Origin of the sequence: Vibrio sp. TRT 29B02 (assembly GCF_050113655.1) — a bacterium.
In the GTDB taxonomy this organism is placed as follows: domain Bacteria; phylum Pseudomonadota; class Gammaproteobacteria; order Enterobacterales; family Vibrionaceae; genus Vibrio.
The window spans coordinates 48,042-69,020 of record NZ_JBNJOJ010000027.1; the positions used below are offsets into that span (position 1 = coordinate 48,042).

General features: G+C 44.6%; 18 protein-coding genes and 1 pseudogene. 9 read left to right on the forward strand and 10 right to left on the reverse strand.

Annotated features, from left to right (window positions below; all coding sequences use genetic code 11):
• Positions 1-40: 40 nt before the first annotated feature.
• The 4 genes from ACQEXT_RS16020 to ispB form a co-directional block, all read right to left on the reverse strand.
• Positions 41-1,993 (reverse strand): PTS mannitol transporter subunit IICBA, encoded by a 1,953-nt coding sequence (locus ACQEXT_RS16020; protein ID WP_138970715.1) that lies wholly within the window; start codon positions 1,991-1,993, stop codon positions 41-43.
• Between the two features lie 505 nt (positions 1,994-2,498).
• Positions 2,499-3,581 (reverse strand): TRAP transporter substrate-binding protein, encoded by a 1,083-nt coding sequence (locus tag ACQEXT_RS16025; RefSeq protein WP_331418192.1) that lies wholly within the window; start codon positions 3,579-3,581, stop codon positions 2,499-2,501.
• 256 nt (positions 3,582-3,837) lie between these two features.
• Complete coding sequence (locus ACQEXT_RS16030; RefSeq protein ID WP_426952938.1) at positions 3,838-5,598, reverse strand: lysophospholipid acyltransferase family protein; 1,761 nt, start codon at positions 5,596-5,598, stop codon at positions 3,838-3,840.
• A gap of 380 nt (positions 5,599-5,978) precedes the next feature.
• Positions 5,979-6,950: an octaprenyl diphosphate synthase gene (gene ispB / locus ACQEXT_RS16035; RefSeq protein WP_138970718.1), complete on the reverse strand. Its 972-nt coding sequence runs from the start codon at positions 6,948-6,950 to the stop codon at positions 5,979-5,981.
• 271 nt (positions 6,951-7,221) lie between these two features.
• Between ispB and rplU the strand changes: the two genes are divergently transcribed.
• From rplU to folA, 6 genes are all read left to right on the forward strand, one after another.
• On the forward strand, positions 7,222-7,533 hold the full coding sequence (gene rplU / locus ACQEXT_RS16040; protein WP_005383096.1) for a 50S ribosomal protein L21: 312 nt from the start codon (positions 7,222-7,224) through the stop codon (positions 7,531-7,533).
• 20 nt (positions 7,534-7,553) lie between these two features.
• Positions 7,554-7,811 carry a 50S ribosomal protein L27 gene (gene rpmA / locus ACQEXT_RS16045; RefSeq protein ID WP_004409945.1) on the forward strand — a complete coding sequence of 86 codons (258 nt, stop codon included), beginning with the start codon at positions 7,554-7,556 and terminating at the stop codon, positions 7,809-7,811.
• Positions 7,812-8,073: 262 nt separating this feature from the next.
• Entirely contained in the window at positions 8,074-9,246 is a 1,173-nt protein-coding gene (gene cgtA, locus ACQEXT_RS16050) for an Obg family GTPase CgtA (RefSeq protein WP_138970719.1), read from the forward strand.
• A 270-nt stretch (positions 9,247-9,516) separates the two neighbouring features.
• Positions 9,517-10,284 (forward strand): threonine/serine exporter family protein, encoded by a 768-nt coding sequence (locus ACQEXT_RS16055; RefSeq protein ID WP_138970720.1) that lies wholly within the window; start codon positions 9,517-9,519, stop codon positions 10,282-10,284.
• The gene (locus tag ACQEXT_RS16060) at positions 10,281-10,754 is read left to right on the forward strand and encodes a threonine/serine exporter family protein (RefSeq protein WP_138970721.1); all 474 of its coding nucleotides are present in this window, start codon (positions 10,281-10,283) and stop codon (positions 10,752-10,754) included. The genes ACQEXT_RS16055 and ACQEXT_RS16060 overlap by 4 nt, the downstream gene beginning before the upstream one ends.
• A 20-nt stretch (positions 10,755-10,774) precedes the next feature.
• On the forward strand, positions 10,775-11,254 hold the full coding sequence (folA, locus tag ACQEXT_RS16065; protein ID WP_138970722.1) for a type 3 dihydrofolate reductase: 480 nt from the start codon (positions 10,775-10,777) through the stop codon (positions 11,252-11,254).
• Positions 11,255-11,390: 136 nt separating this feature from the next.
• On the opposite strand, the gene apaH is transcribed toward folA, so the two are convergent.
• The 6 genes from apaH to lptD form a co-directional block, all read right to left on the reverse strand.
• Positions 11,391-12,206, reverse strand: a complete 816-nt coding sequence (gene apaH, locus ACQEXT_RS16070; protein WP_426952939.1) for a bis(5'-nucleosyl)-tetraphosphatase (symmetrical) ApaH — start codon at positions 12,204-12,206, stop codon at positions 11,391-11,393.
• Positions 12,207-12,215: 9 nt separating this feature from the next.
• Positions 12,216-12,593: a Co2+/Mg2+ efflux protein ApaG gene (gene apaG, locus ACQEXT_RS16075; RefSeq protein ID WP_331418198.1), complete on the reverse strand. Its 378-nt coding sequence runs from the start codon at positions 12,591-12,593 to the stop codon at positions 12,216-12,218.
• A 68-nt stretch (positions 12,594-12,661) separates the two neighbouring features.
• Positions 12,662-13,468, reverse strand: a complete 807-nt coding sequence (rsmA, locus tag ACQEXT_RS16080; RefSeq protein ID WP_138970725.1) for a 16S rRNA (adenine(1518)-N(6)/adenine(1519)-N(6))-dimethyltransferase RsmA — start codon at positions 13,466-13,468, stop codon at positions 12,662-12,664.
• Between the two features lie 12 nt (positions 13,469-13,480).
• Entirely contained in the window at positions 13,481-14,473 is a 993-nt protein-coding gene (pdxA, locus tag ACQEXT_RS16085; RefSeq protein WP_426952940.1) for a 4-hydroxythreonine-4-phosphate dehydrogenase PdxA, read from the reverse strand.
• The gene (surA, locus tag ACQEXT_RS16090; RefSeq protein ID WP_426952941.1) at positions 14,463-15,761 is read right to left on the reverse strand and encodes a peptidylprolyl isomerase SurA; all 1,299 of its coding nucleotides are present in this window, start codon (positions 15,759-15,761) and stop codon (positions 14,463-14,465) included. The genes pdxA and surA overlap by 11 nt, the downstream gene beginning before the upstream one ends.
• 54 nt (positions 15,762-15,815) lie before the next feature.
• Entirely contained in the window at positions 15,816-18,197 is a 2,382-nt protein-coding gene (gene lptD, locus ACQEXT_RS16095; RefSeq protein WP_426952942.1) for an LPS assembly protein LptD, read from the reverse strand.
• A gap of 148 nt (positions 18,198-18,345) precedes the next feature.
• Here lptD and djlA point away from each other — a divergent pair, with 148 nt between their 5' ends.
• The 3 genes and pseudogenes from djlA to ACQEXT_RS16110 form a co-directional block, all read left to right on the forward strand.
• Positions 18,346-19,200, forward strand: coding sequence for a co-chaperone DjlA (gene djlA, locus ACQEXT_RS16100; protein WP_138970729.1), 855 nt, complete (start codon positions 18,346-18,348; stop codon positions 19,198-19,200).
• Positions 19,201-19,715: 515 nt separating this feature from the next.
• Positions 19,716-20,591: an HD-GYP domain-containing protein gene (locus ACQEXT_RS16105; RefSeq protein ID WP_426952943.1), complete on the forward strand. Its 876-nt coding sequence runs from the start codon at positions 19,716-19,718 to the stop codon at positions 20,589-20,591.
• A gap of 149 nt (positions 20,592-20,740) precedes the next feature.
• A pseudogene (locus tag ACQEXT_RS16110) lies at positions 20,741-20,979 on the forward strand (transposase); the annotation flags it as partial.

Here is a 20,979-nt window from a genome sequence, read left to right on the forward strand (position 1 = left end):
GCTGACCTCAGTTTGCTCAGGAGCAAAATATAAGAAGCAATTAGGCTGCTTGTTGACCGCCAAGGATGGTGAGAATTTCTTCTATGTCCTTAGTGCTTGTCAGTTTTTCAATTGCTTCAGGCTCATCGAGCGCGTTTGTGATGGTGGTAATGACTTGAATGTGTTCGTCGTTTTTGGCTGCAATGCCGATAACAAGTTTGGCGATATCTTCGTCGTCTTCTGTAAATTGGATACCTGCGGGGTATTGGCAGATAACGATGCCTGTTTTCTTCACGCGGTCTTTTGCTTCAACCGTACCGTGTGGTACTGCAATTGACTCACCAAGATAAGTGGATACAAGCGCTTCGCGCTCAAACATCGCGTCAACGTATTCGGGTTCTGCGTAACCCAGTTCCACGAGTTTGTTTCCCGCAAAACGAATTGCTTCCTCTTTGCTGTTCGCTTGTAAACCTAAATGAATGTTTTTACGTTCAATCTGGAATACTGATGGCTGTTGTGGTTCATAGTTATCATCGTTAGCAGCAAGTACAGAGACTTTGATAAGTTTGTCATCGTTCGCTGCCGATTGTTTCTGTGCTGCAAGCAGCTTCATGACTAGCTGGTTGTACATTTCGCTGTCTAGAAAGTTAGTCAATGAAATGTGTTGTGCATTTGGTGCGTGTTTACGAGCTCGATCGGTCAAATCTTTGTGAGTAATCACGATATCGGCACTCTCTGTTAAGCTGTTGATAGCAAGATTGGTAACGCTGATGTTGAGACCCGCGGATTGAACTTTTTTACGCAACATACTTGCCCCCATCGCGCTGGAGCCCATACCTGCGTCACATGCCACTACGATGCTTTTTACATCGGCAAGTTCTGTATTGCCTTTGCTTTGGCTGTGTGCAGCACCATTTGATTTAGATGCCGCTTTCATATCTTTCATCTGTGATGTTGCTTTTTCTAGCGCAGCCTCATCACCGTCTTCCTCTGTTGATGTTTGTGTCTTCATTAGCACGGCTGCTACAGCAAATGATACGCCGGTTGCAGCGGCAATTGAGGCCAGTACGCCAACAATGGAAGCTTTTTGTGTCATCAGTAAAATCGCGAAGATAGAACCAGGAGAAGCCGGAGATACAATTCCTGCATTGAACATCACAAGAACGAAGACACCTGTCATACCACCTGCAATTGCTGCAAGAATTAAGCGTGGATTCATTAGAATGTACGGGAAGTAGATCTCATGAATACCGCCAAAGAAATGGATAATCGAAGCACCACCGGCTGTTTGTCGTGCGGTTCCTTTACCAAACACCATGTACGCAAGCAGAATTCCTAAACCAGGACCTGGGTTAGCTTCGATCAGGAAGAAAATAGATTGTCCTGCTTCTGATGCTTGCTGGATCCCCAGTGGTGAGAAGATACCGTGGTTAATGGCGTTGTTAAGGAATAAGATCTTCGCGGGTTCAACAAAAATGGAGGTCAAAGGTAGAAGGTGTGCTGACACCAAGAAGTTTACGCCAGCCGCTAGGCCACCGGATAGAACTTTGACAAACGGACCGATAAATAGATAAGCAAGAATGGCGCAAATCATGCCGATGATGCCCGCTGAGAAGTTGTTTACCAACATCTCAAAACCACTTTTCACTTTACCGTCAATGTAGTTGTCGAATTTTTTGATTGCCCAGCCACCGAGTGGACCAACCATCATAGCGCCCATGAACATTGGGATGTCTGTGCCGACAATCACACCCATAGTGGTGATTGCGCCGACAACAGCTCCTCGTTCTCCACCAATTAACTTACCGCCGGTATAGCCGATCAGTAATGGCAGGAGATAGGTAATCATAGGCCCAACCATGGATGCTAGTGTCTCATTTGGCAGCCAGCCTGTTGGGATAAATAGTGCGGTAATAAAGCCCCACGCGATAAACGCGCCAATGTTAGGCATTACCATATTAGACAGAAAACGACCAAAATTTTGTATCTTGATCTTCGCATCTGGTGATATCATAGGAGTTCCCCGTTTGATGTTCTGATGAATATTGTAGTAGTACGGTTCGCCAAAACCGCTTGATTGCTTAGTACCTAATCAATTTACCACACAACTTTCTTTTAGAACTGACAACGGGTTTTTTGTGATATCCCTCTCTAAATTCGCCTATATCAAACCTTTTTTTAGTGACCTATTACCCTTTCTGACAATGTAATTTTGCTACAAATTCAAAGATACAAAATTGTCAATAACATTTTAATGTTTTACATCTCAATAATTAAATGTCATGGCTGTGATTTAATGTGATTTAGATCTCTTAATGAGTATGATTTTTTCGGGATTTGTTACTTAATGTGACATTTGTCTCAATTGATGCCTGTGTGAAATTCAATCAAATGGTGATCTATGTCTAATTTTGTTGTTTTTGTAGCAAAGTAACAATTAACAAAAGCCTGAGTGTCGATATGAACTGGACTTGGTCTGTTATGAAAAGAGGGGCAGAGTAAGTCTCTGCCCGCTAGGATTATTGAGTGCTATCTAGATAGGCTTTTGATGAGATATCTGTCCACGCACGCACTTTAGCTAAGTATTGCTTTTGAGATTCGATAATTTCTTTAGCTAACACATCTTTTTCGGCTTGCTCTGCGAGTAGTTCAGATGTAGCAGCTTGCATTGCATGAAGTACTTCAGGTGGGAAATCCCTCACTTTTATATCAGGATACTCTGCACTCATAGTTGCCCAGCTATTTGCGTTCGCATCTACCGCTTGGGTATACATATCAAACGCACTGACACGAAATGCCGTTTCGAGAATGGTTTGCAGATCTTTAGGAAGCTTGTCCCAAGTCTTCTTGTTGACTAGGAATTGTGTTTCGGATCCTGGTTCATGCCACGCGGTGTAATAGTAGGGAGCAATTTTTTGAAATCCCATACGTAGATCAAACGCGGGTCCTACCCATTCAAGTGCATCGATGGTTCCGCGTTCAAGTGATGTATAAAGTTCCCCCGGAGCAATGTTTGTTGGCGCAGCGCCAACTTTTGCCATGACTTCGCCGGCAAAGCCCGGAATACGAATCTTAAGCCCTTGTAAATCTTCTACTGAATTAATCTCTTTTTTAAACCAACCGCCCATTTGAATGTCGGAGTTGCCACCTGGAAACGACAATAGGTTATGTGGTGCATAGACTTTTTCCATTAACTCCATACCGCCACCACGGTAAAACCAAGCATACTGCTCGGTTGAAATCATACCGAAAGGCATCGAAGAAAAGTAAAGTGTATTGGGCACTTTTCCTTTCCAGTAATAAGAGCTCGAGTGACCTAAGTCGTATTGGCCTGATTTTACTAAGTCAAAAATGCCAAGTGGTGCTTTATGTTTGTTTGCAGAGTCGATACGAATTTGTAGTCTGCCATTAGACATTTCATCTGCCAGCCTCGCCATGTTTTTTGTGGCATCGCCTAATATAGGAGTATTTGGCCCCCATGTTTCGGCGAGCGTGAGTCGGTAGACTTTCTCTGCGGCGAGACTTGAAAATGACCCTAGAGCTAATGAACTCGTCAGCACTCCAGCGAGCACTGTACGAAGTGTTATTTTTATTGGCAGCATAACGATACGACTTCCTTGTTGTTTTGTGTGTCTAGAGCTAGCTTTTCTTCTGTTGATTTTTTCGTCAATCTAATTTTTGTCCGTCGGATTGCACTTGGATTGGAGTGTATGACTACATGAAAGATAATTATTAGAATGTAGTGGTGGGGTTAGGGGTTTATATGCACCTAAATGACAGGAAGCTAGGGGTTATTTAGAGAATAATTCCGCTGACAAAAGTGCTGCATGTGTCACGCAGCACTGAGTCGTTAGATAGCTATTCTGAGGTTTGATGATAATTGAGATAGTGTTGAGCTTGTTCAAGCCCCATATATCGTGCCAATGTCTTACTATCAACTTGTCTGAGATCGACAACGATTAAGCCATCCAAGGCATTGTTGAAGTCAGGATCAACGTTGAAAGAGATAAGTTTGCCGTTTAAGGCGAGGTATTGGCGCAATAAAACGGGTAGTCCCTTTCCTTGATCAATACGAGCAACGACTCGAGCCAAGAGTTGAAGATCCCCCAGCGCAGTTAGCATGCTGGTATTCCAACTGTTGTCTGATTTAGGGAGTGGGTTCGATGGAGAGACATGCTCTGCCTTTGCTGCATCACAATAGTGTAATGTCATACACTCGGCGAGCAACTGTCGGGTCTGTTCACTATAATCGTTGCTGATACTGACTGGGCCGAACAGATGCGTGTATTCAGGATGGTGAGAGACGAACGTCGCGATACCTTTCCATAGTAGCAATAGAGCGGTCATACTTTTTTGATACGGTAGATCAATCACGGATCTTCCCATCTCAATGGATTTGCCCATACTGGCTATAAATGGCATGTCGTAATGAAACAATGTACGGGAATAAAGACCCTCAGTCCCTATGGCACTTAGAATTTCGTCGACTAATCCAAGTCGATAAGCACCGACCAAGCATTGGTTTTCTCTGTCCCAAACAAATAGATGACGGTAATAGTGATCAAACTGATCAAGATCCAACGCTAGCCCTGTACCTTCACCCGCTCTTCTAAAGTTAGTTTCTCTGAGTCTGCCTATTTCATGCAGTAGCGAAGGGATATTCTCTGAGAAGGTGCAGTACACATCGAGTTCACCACTTGAAAGTAGCCGATGATCACTGGGCAGATTATCGAGATCTTCAAGTAGATCTTTTAGCGGCAAAGGCTGGGCGACGGGAAACTCGTTTTGCGATGACGATGAATCGATAGACTTAGATTGGACTAAGTGTTGAAGCAGGTATGTATTGAGACGCAAATAGTTGGTCATTTGAACATCGGTTAATCCTTTTACTTCGCGGTATTGAATCGCAGAACCGATAGCGATCTTTATAGTCTGTGTTGACTTGTTAAGCAGTTCCCTGCCCAGCATTAAGGTACGAAGTAGGGGATGTACCTTCCCCGCCAAATAGAAGCGTTTTGAATTCTGTCCATTGATAAAAACTGGCACTGTGGTAGCGCCTGATTTGCGGATTAAACTGCTGACAGAGCGGCTCCACTCTTTGTCTTCTAAGCGCTGCGCTTTACTATCGACGAGTTGAGATACTTCACCGGCGGGAAACAGCAGGATTAGCCCATTATTCGCAAGATGCTGATGGGCTTGACGAAGTGCTTTTAAGTTCGCTTTCTGAGCGCTATGACCCGCAAACACATCGACACCAATAAAGAGTTCATCGAGCTCAGGAACCGTTTTTAGATATTGATTGGCGAGAATTTTTACATCTTGACGAATGGTGAGCAGCAGTTCAGCAAGTATCACCCCTTCTACGCATCCAAGGGGGTGGTTTGCAACGATCACCGTCGCGCCAGAAGCTGGAATCCCTCCTTTAGTGCCATGGCTGACATCATAATCAATACCAAGCACTTCGAGAGTGAACCTGATAAATGCTTGGGTATCACAACCTGCGGGGCGTTGGGCATAAAACCGTTCGAGTTTACTTAGTCCTGTTGCCCATTCAGCGATGGACTCGGCGAAGCGAAATGGCGTTTTTTTTGGTAGACGAAATGGGCTAGAGGTTTGCATTTTATTCTCTCTACGGCTGTATTCGTTGTGAGAATAGATAAGCGAAGTTTCAATAAGGCTGCATTTCAATGAGGAATTGGTGACAAAGCGATGACGCTCTTGTTACGTGATTTTATGTCTAGAAAAGATGAAAAACCAACTTAACATTTCAGATTTAAAATGACTGGATCGCAAATCATTTGTTTTAGTTATGACTATATAAGGAATACTGCTAGCTTTATTAAGCGGGTAAGGTGTTGCTAAAAGCTTGGTCAAAACAAGTTATGTGCAGCACCAAGTCAAGTTTACCTTCGTTTATGCTGCTCTGGGATACACTCTTGTCACCAAGAGAAAACGGGAACCGTAAGGTTCCCGTTGTTGTGATTCAATCAATTGAGCACTTAGCTAGTGCGGTGTACCGACATATGCGCGAGAGTAATTAGTGCCTGCTTGTAAACGGATTCTTCTAACACATCCAATTGCGCGATCGCTTTGTCTGCTTCTTGATAAGCTTTTTGGCGGGTGTATTCCAAAGAGCCAGTCTCTTCCATTGCTGCGAGAATGTCGTTAAGACGCTCCATACCATTGGCTTTTTCAATCGCTTCATGAATCATGGCGGTTTGCTGCGCCGTGCCATGCTGCATTGCGTATAAAAGAGGCAATGTTGGTTTACCTTCGGCTAAGTCGTCACCGACATTTTTGCCCATCTCTTCACCGTCAGAGGTGTAATCCATAACATCATCGATAAGCTGGAATGCAGTACCTAGATATTTCCCGTAGTTTTGCAGTGCCAGTTCAACTTCGGCGGGCGCATCGCAGAGGATGGCACCAATTTGTGTCGCGGCTTCAAAAAGACGTGCTGTTTTCGAGTAGATAACTTGCATGTAGCTTTCTTCAGTCGTGTCTGGATCATTACAGTTCATTAGTTGTAGAACTTCACCCTCAGCAATCACGTTTACCGCATCACTCATCAGCTTGAGGATCTTCAAAGATCCCAGTTCTGTCATCATCTGGAATGAGCGAGTGTAAATAAAGTCTCCAACTAACACACTCGCCGCGTTACCAAATGCAGCGTTGGCCGTTGCTTTGCCGCGTCGCATATCAGACTCATCGACCACATCGTCATGAAGTAGGGTGGCGGTGTGAATGAACTCAATAAAGGCTGCGGAAGTGGTGTGAGCCTCTCCCTGATAACCGAGTGCTCGTGCTGATAAAACAGCAAGTAATGGACGGATACGTTTGCCGCCTCCACTAACGATGTAGAAACCAAGTTGATTGATTAAAGAGACATCAGAGTTGAGTTGAGCGTGAATTGTTTCGTTCACTTTTGCCATGTCATCGGCGGTGAGTGCTTGGATAGCTTTAAAATCCATTGTAAATCCGGCTGAGGTTAGAACTAGTAAGGTATTCTTATCTACTTTAATCGTTGAATAATACACTAAAAAACGTTGATTAATACATGGTTAACGGGCATCATTTGGGCACTTTTCATTGGCGATTAGCTTTTCGCCAATTTTTTCAAAATATGGCTTGTCATAGGTGCGACCTTTCTGTAGAATCTGCGCCCTATTGATGATTAGTTTAGCGCACACCCTTAATGCTCAAAAAATAGCATACGGCTGTGCGGAAAAAGCGGAGTAAGATATGTACGCTGTTTTCCAATCTGGTGGTAAACAACACCGTGTAAGCGAAGGTCAAACTCTTCGTTTAGAGAAATTAGACGTTGAAACTGGTGCAACAGTTGAATTTGATAAAGTTCTTCTTGTAGCTAACGGTGAAGACATTAAAGTTGGTGCTCCTCTAGTAGAGGGTGGTAAAATTGTTGCTGAAGTAGTACAACACGGTCGTGGCGATAAAGTTAAAATCGTTAAGTTCCGTCGTCGTAAGCACTCTCGTAAGCAACAGGGTCACCGTCAGTGGTTCACGGAAGTGAAAATCACTGGTATCAACGCTTAATCGATTAGGAGAGTTTAACAATGGCACACAAAAAAGCTGGTGGTTCTACTCGTAACGGCCGCGATTCAGAAAGCAAACGTCTAGGTGTTAAGCGTTTCGGTGGTGAGTCTGTTCTTGCAGGTAACATCATCGTTCGTCAACGTGGTACTAAGTTCCACGCTGGCACTAACGTTGGTATCGGTAAAGACCACACTCTTTTCGCTCTTACTGAAGGTAAAGTGAAATTTGAAGTGAAAGGTCCTAAAAACCGTAAATTCGTTAGCATCGAAGCTGAGTAATTAAACTCCTGTTTAATTATTAGCTTTAAAGCTGAATTCAAAAGCCCTGCCGATTCGGCGGGGTTTTTTATTTATGGTAGTAGGAATAGATACTAAGGCACTTTGAAAAAAGTCCCTCATTATATATTCCTAAGTGGCAGGACGATCGAAGATCAAGGTGATCGATCTGAAAATGGAATCTGCTAGAATTTATATCATTCACTTCGGTGTCCATGATTGAAGTTTGAGATGATATTTGCAACGCACCTATGCGGAGTAAGAGATGAAATTCGTTGATGAAGCGGTAGTAAAAGTTCAAGCCGGTGATGGCGGTAACGGTGTAGTGAGTTTCTGGCGTGAGAAATTCGTTACGAAAGGCGGTCCTGATGGCGGTGACGGTGGCGATGGTGGCGATGTCTACATCCAAGCCGATGAAAACCTGAATACTCTGATTGATTATCGCTTCCAGCGCTTCTATGAAGCGGAACGTGGTGAGAATGGTCGCGGTGGTAACTGTACCGGTAAGCGTGGTAAAGACAAAGTTCTACGAGTACCAGTCGGCACACGCGCGGTTGATATCCACACAAATGAGATCGTTGCTGAAGTCGCTGAGCATGGCAAAAAAGTCATGGTTGCAAAAGGCGGCTGGCATGGTTTAGGTAACACGCGTTTTAAGTCTTCTGTGAACCGTGCGCCACGCCAAAAGACATTAGGTACTAAAGGTGAAATCCGTGAGATTCGTTTAGAGCTATTGTTGCTTGCTGATGTTGGTATGCTAGGTTTGCCTAATGCAGGTAAGTCTACCTTTATTCGTGCGGTCTCGGCTGCAAAACCGAAAGTGGCAGACTACCCATTTACGACACTAATTCCAAGTCTTGGTGTGGTAAGTGTGGTTGCAGAAAAGAGCTTTGTCGTTGCTGATATCCCTGGATTGATCGAAGGTGCAGCGGATGGAGCAGGCCTAGGTATTCGTTTCTTGAAGCACCTAGAACGCTGTCGTGTGTTACTACACATGATCGATATCATGCCAATTGATCAAAGTGATCCGGTTGAGAATGCATTAACGATCATTGATGAGCTAGAGCAATACAGTGAGAAGTTGGCTGCGAAGCCACGTTGGTTGATCTTCAACAAGGTTGATTTAATGCCTGAAGAAGAAGCCAACGAAGTGATCCAAAATATTCTGGATGCCCTAGGTTGGGAAGATGATTATTACAAGATCTCAGCAGTGAACAAACAAGGCACGAAAGAATTGTGCTACAAACTTGCTGACTTTATGGAAAATCTACCTCGTGAAGAACAAGAACTTTCTGAGGAAGAAAAAGTCGACTTTATGTGGGATGACTACCATAAGGATGCGATGGCTGGTAAAGATGTTATCACAGAAGATGAAGACGACTGGGATGACTGGGACGATGAAGAAGATGACGGTCACGTTGTCTACGTTCGCGATTAACCGTGCATAATATTCAAAGCCGCAATATCAATTGCGGCTTTTTTGTGTCTAAATCAAATCTTCGAAGCGTATTTCAACGCAAAATATACAAGTTCAAACTCTGCCATACGGCGAGCGGTTTGGATAACTGTGCAGGAAAAATCGCTCGGCTCAGGATAGAGAGTGTCGTTATTGATTTGGTGACAAACCTTATCATGGCTCTGAGTGGTTTTGATCAGCTTGAATGACTAGGTAATCATTCACGTTGGTATAAAGGAGTAGAAAAAAATCATGGCATCAAAACAGCGAGCGGTTTCTCGTTTAGTTGCCCAAGCAGGGCAAATGTTGTTAGCACACGGTGCAGAAAGTACTCTCGTTGGTGACCTAATGCGTCGCTTTGGTCTTGCCGCAGGAATGGATGAGGTGGAAGTCTCTCTTTCTGCCAGCTCTCTAGTGGTTACTACGGTTTATCAAGAACACTGTATAACAACGGCGCGACGATGCCCGGATCGTGGCATTAACATGTGGGCCATTACGCAGGTACAGCGTATTTGTATCATGCTGGAGCGAGGAATCATCGATTATCCTCTTGCCCAGCAGAAACTTGATAAGGTCAGCCCAGAGCGATACAACCGCTGGCTTGTGGTCTTTATGATTGGTTTATCTTGTGCGGCATTCAGCCGTTTAGCTGGAGGTGATTGGCTGGTTTTTACCATGACTTTTATCGCTTCCGCTGTTGGTATGGTTGTTCGCCAAGAGATCGGTCACCGCCATTTTAACCCTTTAATGAATTTTGCGGCGACGGCCTTTGTCACAACCGTTGTTTCAGCTCAAGCCGTGATTTACCAGTTAGGGAACTCACCGTCATTGGTGATGGCTTCGTCTGTCTTAATGCTTGTTCCAGGGTTCCCTCTAATCAACTCGGTCGCTGACATGCTAAAGGGTTACGTTAACATGGGGATTGCTCGTTTTGTTATGGCAAGTTTACTCACTTTAGCGACCAGTTTAGGCATCGTAGCTGCAATGAGTTTAGTTGGTGTTTGGGGGTGGGTCGCATGATCTCTGTCGATCTTCTTGTTGGTCTCATCAATGATATGTTATTTGCTGCAATTCCGGCGGTGGGATTCGCGTTAGTATTCAATGTCCCACAGAAAGCACTGGTCTACTGCGCACTTGGTGGAGCTATCGGTCATGGTTCGCGTTATTTGATGATGCATTTTGGTATTCCGATCGAGTGGGCGACGTTCTTTGCTGCCATGCTGGTGAGTATGGTTGGTATCCATTGGTCTGCTCGATTTTTAGCTCATCCCAAAGTCTTCACTGTGGCAGCATTAATTCCTATGGTGCCCGGTGTCTTTGCTTTTAAAGCTATGATTGCATTAGTTGAGCTCAACCACCGTGGTTATTCCCCCGAATTGGTTGCCATGTTGATGGAAAACTTTCTCAAGGCAATGTTTATAATTGCAGGATTAGCGGTTGGCTTAGCTATGCCAGGGTTGTTATTCTACCGCCGCAAACCAATCGTTTAGGGATACAGGAGAGTAGTAGAATGATCATTAGCATGATTGCCGCGATGGCACATGATCGCATCATAGGTAAAGATAACCAGATGCCTTGGCACCTTCCGGCTGATTTTGCTTGGTTTAAGCGTTGTACTATGGGTAAACCAGTCATTATGGGACGGAAAACCTATGAGTCTATTGGACGCCCGCTTCCTGGAAGAGAGAATATCGTGATCAGTCGCGATGCCTCACTGGTTATCGAAGGTGTTACAACCGTGACCTCAATCGATGAGGCTCTGTCCGTAGCTGGTGATGTAGCAGAAGTGATGATCATTGGGGGGGGAACCATTTACCAAGCCTGCTTGCCAAAAGCGCAAAAGCTATATGTGACGCATATTGATGCGCAAGTTGATGGTGATACTCAATTCCCAGCTTGGAGTGATGATTTTCAAGAAGTCCATTCTGAAGCTTATCAGGCGGACGAGAACAACGCTTATGACATGCGTTTTGTGGTTTTAGAAAGATAGTGATGAGAGCGGGCGCGTCCAGCGAGAACGCTTCGCTCCGAGATCGGGCTTCGCCCTGCGAGAATTTAGAACGGACTTCGTCCTTCGAGAGGGGGTTGTGATGAGTGAGTCTAAAGTTGCAGGCCGTGCCGGCTTCTTACTCGCTACTCGCTAACGCTTCTTGCGTAAAGAAACGCTTATCTTCCCAGCGTAACATGGTCAGTTTCCCACCCCAGACACAGCCAGTATCCAAGCCTATCACCTCTTTACCTTCGTAGCCTTCTAATGCTGCCCAGTGACCAAACAGTACCGTTTTATCTAACTTGATTCTTTGTTGCAGTTTAAACCAAGGCACCAGACTGTGATTCTTGACGTCTTTGGGCGGGAGTTTGCACTCCATGTCTAATCTTCCTTGCGCATCGCAAAAGCGCATGCGGGTGAATGCGTTGATGATATAGCGGTAACGCTCAATGCCTTGTAGTTTATTGGACCAGAGATCAGGTTGGTTAGCGTACATATTCTCTATTAACCAAGGCCACTCGTCACTGTGTAGGATGGCTTCCACTTCTCTGGCAGCGACACGCGCTTGATCTAATGTCCACTGGGGAGATATTCCTGCGTGGCACATGACAAATTCATCATGTTCCGCAAAGAGAGGTTGATGGCGTAGCCAATTGAGCAACTCATGTTTATCTTCCGCGGCAAAGATCGCTGCGGTTTTGTCTTTCTTTTTGACTTTGAATAGCCCAAGTGAAACGGCAAGAAGATGGAGGTCGTGATTTCCTAGAACCACCTTAGCACAGGGGCCTAGCGAGCGAACAAAACGCAATACCTCAAGTGACTTTGGACCTCGGGCGACAAGATCGCCCGCAAGCCAGAGTGAGTCATGCTTGCGATCAAATTTGACTTTATCAAGTAACAGTAAGAGTTCGTCTAAGCAACCTTGAAGATCGCCGACAATGTATGTCGCCACAGTGATGTCCTAATTTAAAATATTTGGGATAGCGAGTCTGAAAGGTTCGATTTCGGTAACGAATTCTTGTCCAGTGGCATCGTGCATAATGTATTGGCCTTGCATTACACCAACAGGGGTCTCGATAACGGTGCCACTATTATAGGTGTATTCATCATTGGCCGCGATGACGGGTTGTTGACCTACAACACCTTCACCTTCTACGGTCATCTGTTTACCATTAGCGTCGGTAATTAGCCAGCGTCTAGCGATGAGTTGTACTGATTGCTGACTGAGATTTTTGATGGTGATGATATAAGCAAAAACGTAACGTTTTGCATCCGGATGGGATTGATCGGCAATGTATTTGGTATGAACTTGGACTTTTATACACGGGGTAGCTTCCATGTGAACTCCTATGTAAAGTCAAAAAGGTGATAAACCATCGGTCTACCACCTTTTTATATTAGCTGAAATTATTTGTGGTTAGCATCTAACCAGTTTGCCATTCCAACGAATTGTTCTAGCGTTAGGTTCTCGGGGCGCATTCCTGGGTTAATGCCTAGTTGCTCTAGTTCCTCAGCGCTTAATAAGCCTTTATAGCAGTTACGCACGGTTTTACGGCGCTGATTGAAGCCTTCACGGCAAACGCGATCCAACCATTTTAGACTGCTTGCTGGGTGAGGAAGGTTTTCATAAGGCACCAAACGAACTACCGCTGAATCGACTTTAGGTGGTGGAACAAACGCCGTAGGGGGTACTTCGAGTACTGGTACGACTTTACAGAAGTACTGTGCCATGACGGTAAGACGACCGTAAGCTTTCGTGCCAGGGCCTGCGGCTAGGCGGTTTACCACCTCTTTTTGAAGCATAAAGTGCATGTCTTGGATGTCTTTATGGAATTCAAAAAGATGGAACATCAGCGGAGTTGAGATGTTGTATGGCAGGTTACCAAAAATACGTAACTTGTTGTTTGGCTTCACTAACTGCGCAAAATCAAAGCGCATCGCATCGCCTTCGTGAATCGTCAGTTTGTCGCCCAAGTCAGGGTGATTGCGCAGACGTTCAGCAAGATCGCGGTCAAGCTCGATAACCGTAAACTTGTCTACTTCTTTACCAACAGGTTCAGTGATAGCACCAAGACCTGGGCCGATTTCTACTAGGTTCTGACCAGGTTTTGGGTTGATCGCAGAGACTATTCCATCAATGATGTATGGATCGTTAAGGAAGTTTTGACCAAAGCGTTTTCTTGCTTTGTGCCCTAAGTGGACATCGTTTCTCATAGTATTCTCAAGTTAATTCGATTTCTTATCGACTAGCTCTATTGCATGAGCTAAAGCCGTTCGGAAGCTTCCTGTATCCGCATTGCCTGTCCCTGCTAGGTCAAGAGCGGTGCCGTGATCAACGGAGGTCCTAATAAATGGCAGGCCTAAAGTGATATTCACTGAGCGGCCAAAGCCTTTGTATTTTAATACAGGAAGTACCTGATCATGGTACATCCCAAGTACGGCATCAGCATCTTCAAGATATTTCTCATTGAAGATAGTATCTGCAGGTAAAGGACCAATTAGGTTGATTCCTTTCGTCTGACGCAGTCTTTCTAATGTGGGAGTGATGGTTTCTATTTCCTCTCTTCCGAGGCAGCCATCTTCTCCTGCATGTGGATTAAGTCCACACACATAGATTTTAGGTGACGTTATTGCAAATTTCTCAATGAGATCCTTGTTCAGAATATCTATGATGAGTTCTAGCCTTTCCTCTGTCACCGCTTTAGATACATAAGCCAGTGGGATATGCGTTGTCACCAAAGCGACACGTAAACCTTCCGTTGCAAGCATCATTACGACTAGTGGTGTGTTTGACTTCTCAGCAAAGAATTCAGTATGACCACTAAAGGCGACGCCTGCGCGGTTAATGACCCCTTTATGCACAGGGCCGGTGACAATAGCATCAAATTCACCATTCATACAGCCTAAAGCGGCTCTTTCTAGTGTTTTTAACACGTAGTGGCCATTGGCTTCATCCAACTTCCCCGCAACGGCTGGGTTGGTTAAAGGTATGTGGTCAACCACCAATGAGCCTGCTTGCTGAGGGATAATCGGCGATTCAGACTGGTAGTCAATCAGCTCGACATCAATATTCAACTGCTTAGCTCGTTCTGCCAGCATAAATTTGTCTGCGCAAACCACGATTTGGTGAGCCCAACTCTCTTTCGACTGAGCCAATACCAAATCAGGGCCGATACCTGCAGGTTCACCAGCGGTAACTATGATGCGTTTAACGCTCATCTTGAGTCTCATCTTTAATGATTTCAACGTAGGCACTGGCGCGCATTTCCTGAAGCCAAGCGCTCGCTTCTTCGTTGAACTTACGGTTAAACAAGATGCGGTAAGCTTTGTTCTTTAATGCTGAATCCGTGCGATCTACTTCGCGACGATCAAGGACTTCTACAATGTGCCACCCGTGAACCGTTTTAAAGGGTTGGCTGATTTGACCAACAGGCAGAGTATCAATCTGATGTTTGAACTCAGGTACATAGAGTTCTGAAGTTTGATAGCCTAGTTCACCATCTTGGGCGGCTGAACCTGGATCTTGGCTATATTGCTGTGCCATTTCACCAAATGTCGCCTTACCTGAAGTAATACGTTGAGTGATCTCTTTTAGCTCTTTCTGGACGCCTTCATCGCTTAAGATGACCGTTGGCTTAATCAGAATATGGCGAGCATTAACTTCAGTCACAGCGACCGTTTCTAAGCCTTTGATGTCTTCAATTTTAAGGATATGGAAGCCAACGCCACTACGGAAGGGCCCGATAATACTGCCTTTATTCTGTAAATTGATTTGGTCAGCAAAAATAGTCGGCATCTCTTCTTTACGCATCCACCCCCAGTCACCACCCTGTAGTGCTTTAGGGCCTTTAGAGTAGGTGTAAGCCATGGTGCTAAAGTCGGCCCCTTTTTTCAGTTGTTCCGCTAACTGCTTAGCTTGCTTCTCGATGGCGGCTTTATCGTCACCATCATTGACGCGCAGTTGGATATGCCCAATTTTGTATTGAACCGTTGCATTCGTTTCTTTGGCCAAGATATTGGCTAGGTTATCCACTTCTGCGGGTAAAATGTTAATGCGGCGGCGGACAAGAGCATTACGCGCTTCACTTGCGGCGATTTCTTTGCGGATTTGTTCACGAAACTCAGCATAACTCAGCCCCTCTTCTGCAATAGAGACACTAAGTTGTTCGATTGTTTGCTGATTATTTTTGGCAATTTCTGCGATTGCTTCATTCAAGCGGCTATCATCAATACGCACACCGATACGTTGCGCTTCTTGCTGCTGAATGGTGTCGACAATCAGTTTTTCAGTGACTTGCTCTCTTAGTATCTGCTCAGAGGGTAAAGCCTGACCGCTTTTTTTTGCATTTGCCTTTAGCGTTTTTAGTGATGTTTCAATATCACTTTGTAGCACAACACCGCTATTCACAATGACAGCGATGTTATCTAGTGCAACGGGCTGTGCATAAACAGTATTTACCGTACTGCTTGCAAACATAGCCAATAACGCGTGTTTCCAAAATTTCATTCAAGAACCTATAAAATATATCGAGCCTGCGGGGTTAGACAGCAGGCTCTCGAATTAGTTGTTTAAGAAAAATGGGCGACCGTAACCTAGAGAGTTACCAGCACTGTCTAGACCCGCTAAACCAGAACCTGCACCAATCTTAGTCCCAAAGCCTATGATGCCGAAGTTCAGACTAAAGTTGTTTTCGTAGGTTGGGTTAGCATTGGGGTAACTTGAGAAGCTAGGATCCCAATTTTGCAGCTGCTTGCTGTACGTAAAGCCGATGTACCAACAATCTGATGTGTAGTTCAAGCGTGCTAGCCACTCTAACGCTTCTTCGGTCGTTAAGTCATAGAAGTATTGTGCACTGGTATTCCAGTTGCGATTAATCTGATATCCAGCGAGTAAGCCCGCTTGAGATATACCGTCTAAAGTGATGCTGCTGACATCAAAGTCTACCGTATCTTGTAGATACTCCTTAGTGACATAACGGTAATTGCCTTGGACATAGCCGCCGTTAAAGCGATATTCAAGGGTGCTATTACCGAGCTGAACTTCACTGGTATCGATATCATATTGTATCCCACCGTGGTAGAACAAATAATCGTCATAGTTGAAGTCGACTTCAACCGCCCAAGCGGAGTAATTTGATTTAGACGTGTTTTCAGCGTCGTAGGAATCATTCTTGGTGTTTTTATCGATATAGAAGATTTGACCAAATGAGATATTGAGTCTTTCTTTATATCCGTCATCAAAGAAGCGAGTTGAAGCACCGTAACTAAATTGGTTCGCCTCAGCAATTTCATCGACACCACTGTATTTACGGCTGCGGAATAGCCCATAGTAGTCAGTTTGCAGTAGGGTCGTATCGTATTTGGCAATATTGCTCTGATCCTTTTTCGGTACATACAAGTACTGAATCTGAGGTTCAAGGGTTTGGGTGTAATTATCAAACACTACCGTATCACGTTCCAATACAACGCCAGCGTGAGTACGAAACTCAGGAATCACACGTGATACATTCTCTTCGAGGCCGTAATAAGGGTTCTCAATCGAATTCCCTGAAGAGTCAGTTGTTCTTTGCGAAGTCGTGTCAACGCCATCCAAGTCCTGTTGATAGTAGGTGCCAAGTAGTCTCGCTTCTGTTGTCCAAGTTCCCCAAGTCGTGCCAATTGGCACCGTCAACCCAGGTTCTACGTGAACGCGAGTCGCCGATGGTTTACCTTGGGCATCGGTATCAAAACGAGAGATATGGCTGGTCATATCAAAGTCTAAATAGCGCATCAATTCTGGTGCGTAATAGTTAAACTGTAATTGAGGTAATAAGCGATAAGGCAAGTTATTGCTAGTTGTTAGCACTTGGAAGTCTCGAGCTAACAATGACGCATCCCAGCTATCAGAGCGGTAAGTGGCCTCCATTTCTTGGATAAGCTGACCATCTTCTTTATTACCTATGCTTGAATCGATATCGGTGAAATAACGGATATCACTCACTTTGGAGTAGTCAGCAGTAAACTTCCAGTTCTCTTGGTAAATACCGCTGTGCTCTAACTGGAAGCCCCAGCGATCGCCGTACTCAGGGTACTTTTTATCATCTGGGAGGTATTCAGATTTCAGCGTGCTGTAGCCAAAATCAGACAAGAAACGAAATTCACTGTTTAACTGAGTGCCACGTTCCTGCATATACTTGAGCGTGGTTTCCAAATCGTAGTTTGGCGCTAAGTTCCAATAGATTGGAACTTCCATTTCAAAGCCATCACTCGAACCATATGAAACGGTTGGATAGAGGAAACCCGTTTTACGCGTATCACCAATAGGTACAGTAAGAAATGGCAGATAAAATACCGGTACGTTGACAATCTCAAAGCGTGGATTGTAGAAAGTGGCTTCTTCTTCATCTTGGTCAATATCAATGCTTGAAGCACGCATGCGCCACGAACTATCACCTTCTGGACATGAAGTGATGGTGCCGTCTTCAATTTCATAGACAGCTTTGCCAGTCTTCGCTACATATACGGCTTCACCTCGGCCAGGCTCACATAAGAACTGATAGTTGGTATTTTCTAAAGTGACGTAATCAGTGTTGAGGTTGTTGGTCGCTTTATCAGAAATAGTTTTGACTTCACCATCGCTGAAAGTCACATTACCTTCAGCGACGACGATGTTTTCTTTCTGGTGCAAAGTCACGTTGTCAGCCTGCATGCGCTTTTTGCCCTGAACAACGACAACATTACCCCGATAGGTTGCTTTATCACCATTTATGGCTTCTAAACTATCGGCTTCAACATTGACCGGCTGTTGATTTGGGTTATCTGGCTCAGGTTCGTGGATCAAACATTGATCTATAGCGGGCAGTTCCTGCACACTATCGTCTAACATAGTTTCTGCTTGAGTCTGAGGCACTACAAAAGCAGCACTGATTGAAGCGGCTAACAAGGTGCGTGGAAAACGTAACATCGAGTTTTACTATCCTGTTGAACTTGATATATCCGGTGAATAGGTGACCGAATGTAGAATAAAACGGTCCTTATAATAAAGTAATTTACAGCTTACGGCACTATCAGACCGCTTCGCGAAGAAAAAATTCAGAGATTGAGAGCACATAATGCATATTTTCGGCAAAATTCTCGGCACATTTTTCGGTTTCCTATTTGGGGGAGCCTTTGGTGCTGTATTTGGTTTATTTTTAGGGCACCAATTCGATAAAGCACGACGTTTACGTATGGCGGGCTTTAATAGCGGTTTTGGCAGTGGCCCGAGTCAAGCCGAACGGCAAGAAGAGTTTTTTAAAGCGGCATTTGCGGTGATGGGGCATGTTGCCAAAGCGAAAGGGCAAGTTACGCGCGAAGAGATTCAACTTGCTACAACCATGATGGATCGCATGAATCTGCATGGTTCACAGCGCAAAGCTGCCCAAGATGCATTTCGAGAAGGCAAAGAGAGTGACTTCCCACTGGAGACCGTTTTAGAACGCGTGCGGATTTCTGCTGGTGGTCGTTTCGATCTAATGCAGTTCTTTCTCGAACTGCAGATCTCAGCGGCATTTGCCGATGGAGATGTTCACCCTAGTGAGCGTAACGTCTTACATAAGATAGCCCGTGGCCTTGGTTTTTCATCTGATCAGCTAGAACAACGATTACGTATGCAAGAGGCGGCATTCCGCTTTCAGCAAGGCGGTTTTGGCGGCCAATCCGGTGGCAGCTATTCTAATCAGTCAGGCGGTAGTTGGCAGCAGGCTTCAACAGCAGACCAGTTGAGTGACGCGTATAAACTTTTGGGCGTTGATAGCAGCGCAGATGCTAAGAGTGTGAAACGTGCTTATCGTAAACTGATGAACGAACACCATCCAGATAAGTTGATGGCAAAAGGTCTACCACCAGAGATGATGAATGTTGCTAAAGAGAAGGCTCAAGAGATCCAGAATGCTTATGATGTCATTAAGAAAGCCAAAGGTTTCTGACCGCTGCTGGTTTATATTCATAAAGTGCCCCCTGAGAGTGCGATTTAGCACTCTCTTGTCCCCTTTCTCACAGTAATGTCATTGAATATATCGATGTTTTAACCGGTTAGATGGTTAACGATCGAGGCTCTTTTTATGACGCTTTTTGTGTTGGATCAATTTAGTCTAAGATTAGGCAGTATCTTCTTGGTAAGGAGCTGAAAACTGCATCTACACTTACCTTTGAATGGAAGCTAGAGCGGTTAGAAACAATGGAAGTAACAACTAGGAAAGTAGAGGCAAACATCACTTGTCATCACCTGCTTAATCGGCAGTTAGCTCATCTCCAGGAGCGAATAAAAGTCCATCTACCGAAATTAGATAAAATATGTTTTGCACTTTATGATACTCGAGAGCATCTGCTTAGAAGTTATGCCGATAGTTCTTCTCTGTCGTTGAGTCTGATACATTTTGAAGCTCCACTGAGTTCACTACCGTATCTTAAGCGGTGTATAGAAAGTAGAACAGCGACGATCTTGCATGATATCGATTGTTTGCGTTCTTCCCCTTATATCAATTCACTTGTCGAAGACGGTTATCAATCTTCAGTCGCTATCCCTGCGTTTAATGCTCAGCAATTTAGAGGTTTTGTGTTCCTCAACTCTCATCACAAAGGCGCATTTAATGAAAGTGGGATTGAAGCTGTTAAGCCTTACCTTAGCATGCTTGAGGCGACCATATTTTCTGAGTATCAGTTGGTTGACCGGTTGGTCGAAAAAGCTAACAAGCTGGTAGCGCGCTCTCCTGTTTATCAAAGAGAATCAATTAGCCATAAGCAGCGTGTTTCACGCTACACCAACCTCATTGCTTTAGAATTGGCGGATAGATACGACTTTGACGATGAGTTTGTTGAGCACTTAACTTTGTTCTCTCAATATCATGATTTGGGTAAAGTAATTATATCACCTGAATTACTTTGTAAGCAGCAAGCGCTTGCAGCGGAAGAAGTCGCTGAGTTACGTCACCATGTTACCTATGGTGAAGATTTAGTCGCGAAATTTATCACTGAGCTTGGAGCAGAGAATCACCGCAGTGCTGAGCTGTTTCGAGATATTGTTTCTTTTCACTACGAGTTCTTAGATGGGAGCGGTTACCCTCATCAATTATGTGCCGGAGCGATTCCTATCAGTGCGAAGATAGTGTGTGTTGCTAACATATTTGATGCCCTTACCACTCATAAACCCTATAAACAGGCTTGTTCCGTGCCTTACGCTCTTTTAGAGCTGGAGAAAATGGTTTTTGATAGCAAGCTTGATGCGGACTGTGTTAATGCTCTACGTAAGCACCAAATCCAACTTGATACGATCATCCAGCGTTATCCTGAGAGAGACCCATTAGAAGGGTTGTATTAGCAAAAAAGGACACAAAAAAGGACACACGCCATAAAGGATGAAATAAGAGTGAGTTGTTGATACTTACGCCAAAGGTTCCAGTCATGCGGGTTGCCGATTGTTGTTGGCATTCTTAACCTCACTGGATAACTCACCAAAGGGGCGTAAAAATGACAACTGCGAGAAAACAGCAGATATGCGTTGATGCCACACCTTATTATCATTGCGTCTCTCGCTGTGTCAGGCGTAGCTTCCTGTGTGGGACTGACCCTATCACTCAACAAAATTATGAGCATCGCAGAGCGTGGGTGAAGCGAAAAATGATGGCGCTATCGCAACTTTACTGCATTGACATCTGCGCTTACGCCATCATGAGCAACCACTACCACTTGGTCTTACATATCAATCG

Excerpts from the sequence above, each read along its gene's own strand:
- ACQEXT_RS16020 (WP_138970715.1), bottom strand. The coding sequence starts at position 1,993 with ATGATATCACCAGATGCGAAGATCAAGATACAAAATTTTGGTCGTTTT.
- ACQEXT_RS16060 (WP_138970721.1), top strand. The coding sequence starts at position 10,281 with ATGATCTCTGTCGATCTTCTTGTTGGTCTCATCAATGATATGTTATTT.
- cgtA (WP_138970719.1), top strand. The coding sequence starts at position 8,074 with ATGAAATTCGTTGATGAAGCGGTAGTAAAAGTTCAAGCCGGTGATGGC.
- rplU (WP_005383096.1), top strand. The coding sequence starts at position 7,222 with ATGTACGCTGTTTTCCAATCTGGTGGTAAACAACACCGTGTAAGCGAA.
- ACQEXT_RS16030 (WP_426952938.1), bottom strand. The coding sequence starts at position 5,598 with ATGCAAACCTCTAGCCCATTTCGTCTACCAAAAAAAACGCCATTTCGC.
- lptD (WP_426952942.1), bottom strand. The coding sequence starts at position 18,197 with ATGTTACGTTTTCCACGCACCTTGTTAGCCGCTTCAATCAGTGCTGCT.
- rsmA (WP_138970725.1), bottom strand. The coding sequence starts at position 13,468 with ATGAGAAACGATGTCCACTTAGGGCACAAAGCAAGAAAACGCTTTGGT.
- pdxA (WP_426952940.1), bottom strand. The coding sequence starts at position 14,473 with ATGAGCGTTAAACGCATCATAGTTACCGCTGGTGAACCTGCAGGTATC.
- djlA (WP_138970729.1), top strand. The coding sequence starts at position 18,346 with ATGCATATTTTCGGCAAAATTCTCGGCACATTTTTCGGTTTCCTATTT.
- rpmA (WP_004409945.1), top strand. The coding sequence starts at position 7,554 with ATGGCACACAAAAAAGCTGGTGGTTCTACTCGTAACGGCCGCGATTCA.
- ACQEXT_RS16025 (WP_331418192.1), bottom strand. The coding sequence starts at position 3,581 with ATGCTGCCAATAAAAATAACACTTCGTACAGTGCTCGCTGGAGTGCTG.
- apaG (WP_331418198.1), bottom strand. The coding sequence starts at position 12,593 with ATGGAAGCTACCCCGTGTATAAAAGTCCAAGTTCATACCAAATACATT.
- ACQEXT_RS16055 (WP_138970720.1), top strand. The coding sequence starts at position 9,517 with ATGGCATCAAAACAGCGAGCGGTTTCTCGTTTAGTTGCCCAAGCAGGG.
- folA (WP_138970722.1), top strand. The coding sequence starts at position 10,775 with ATGATCATTAGCATGATTGCCGCGATGGCACATGATCGCATCATAGGT.
- ispB (WP_138970718.1), bottom strand. The coding sequence starts at position 6,950 with ATGGATTTTAAAGCTATCCAAGCACTCACCGCCGATGACATGGCAAAA.
- surA (WP_426952941.1), bottom strand. The coding sequence starts at position 15,761 with ATGAAATTTTGGAAACACGCGTTATTGGCTATGTTTGCAAGCAGTACG.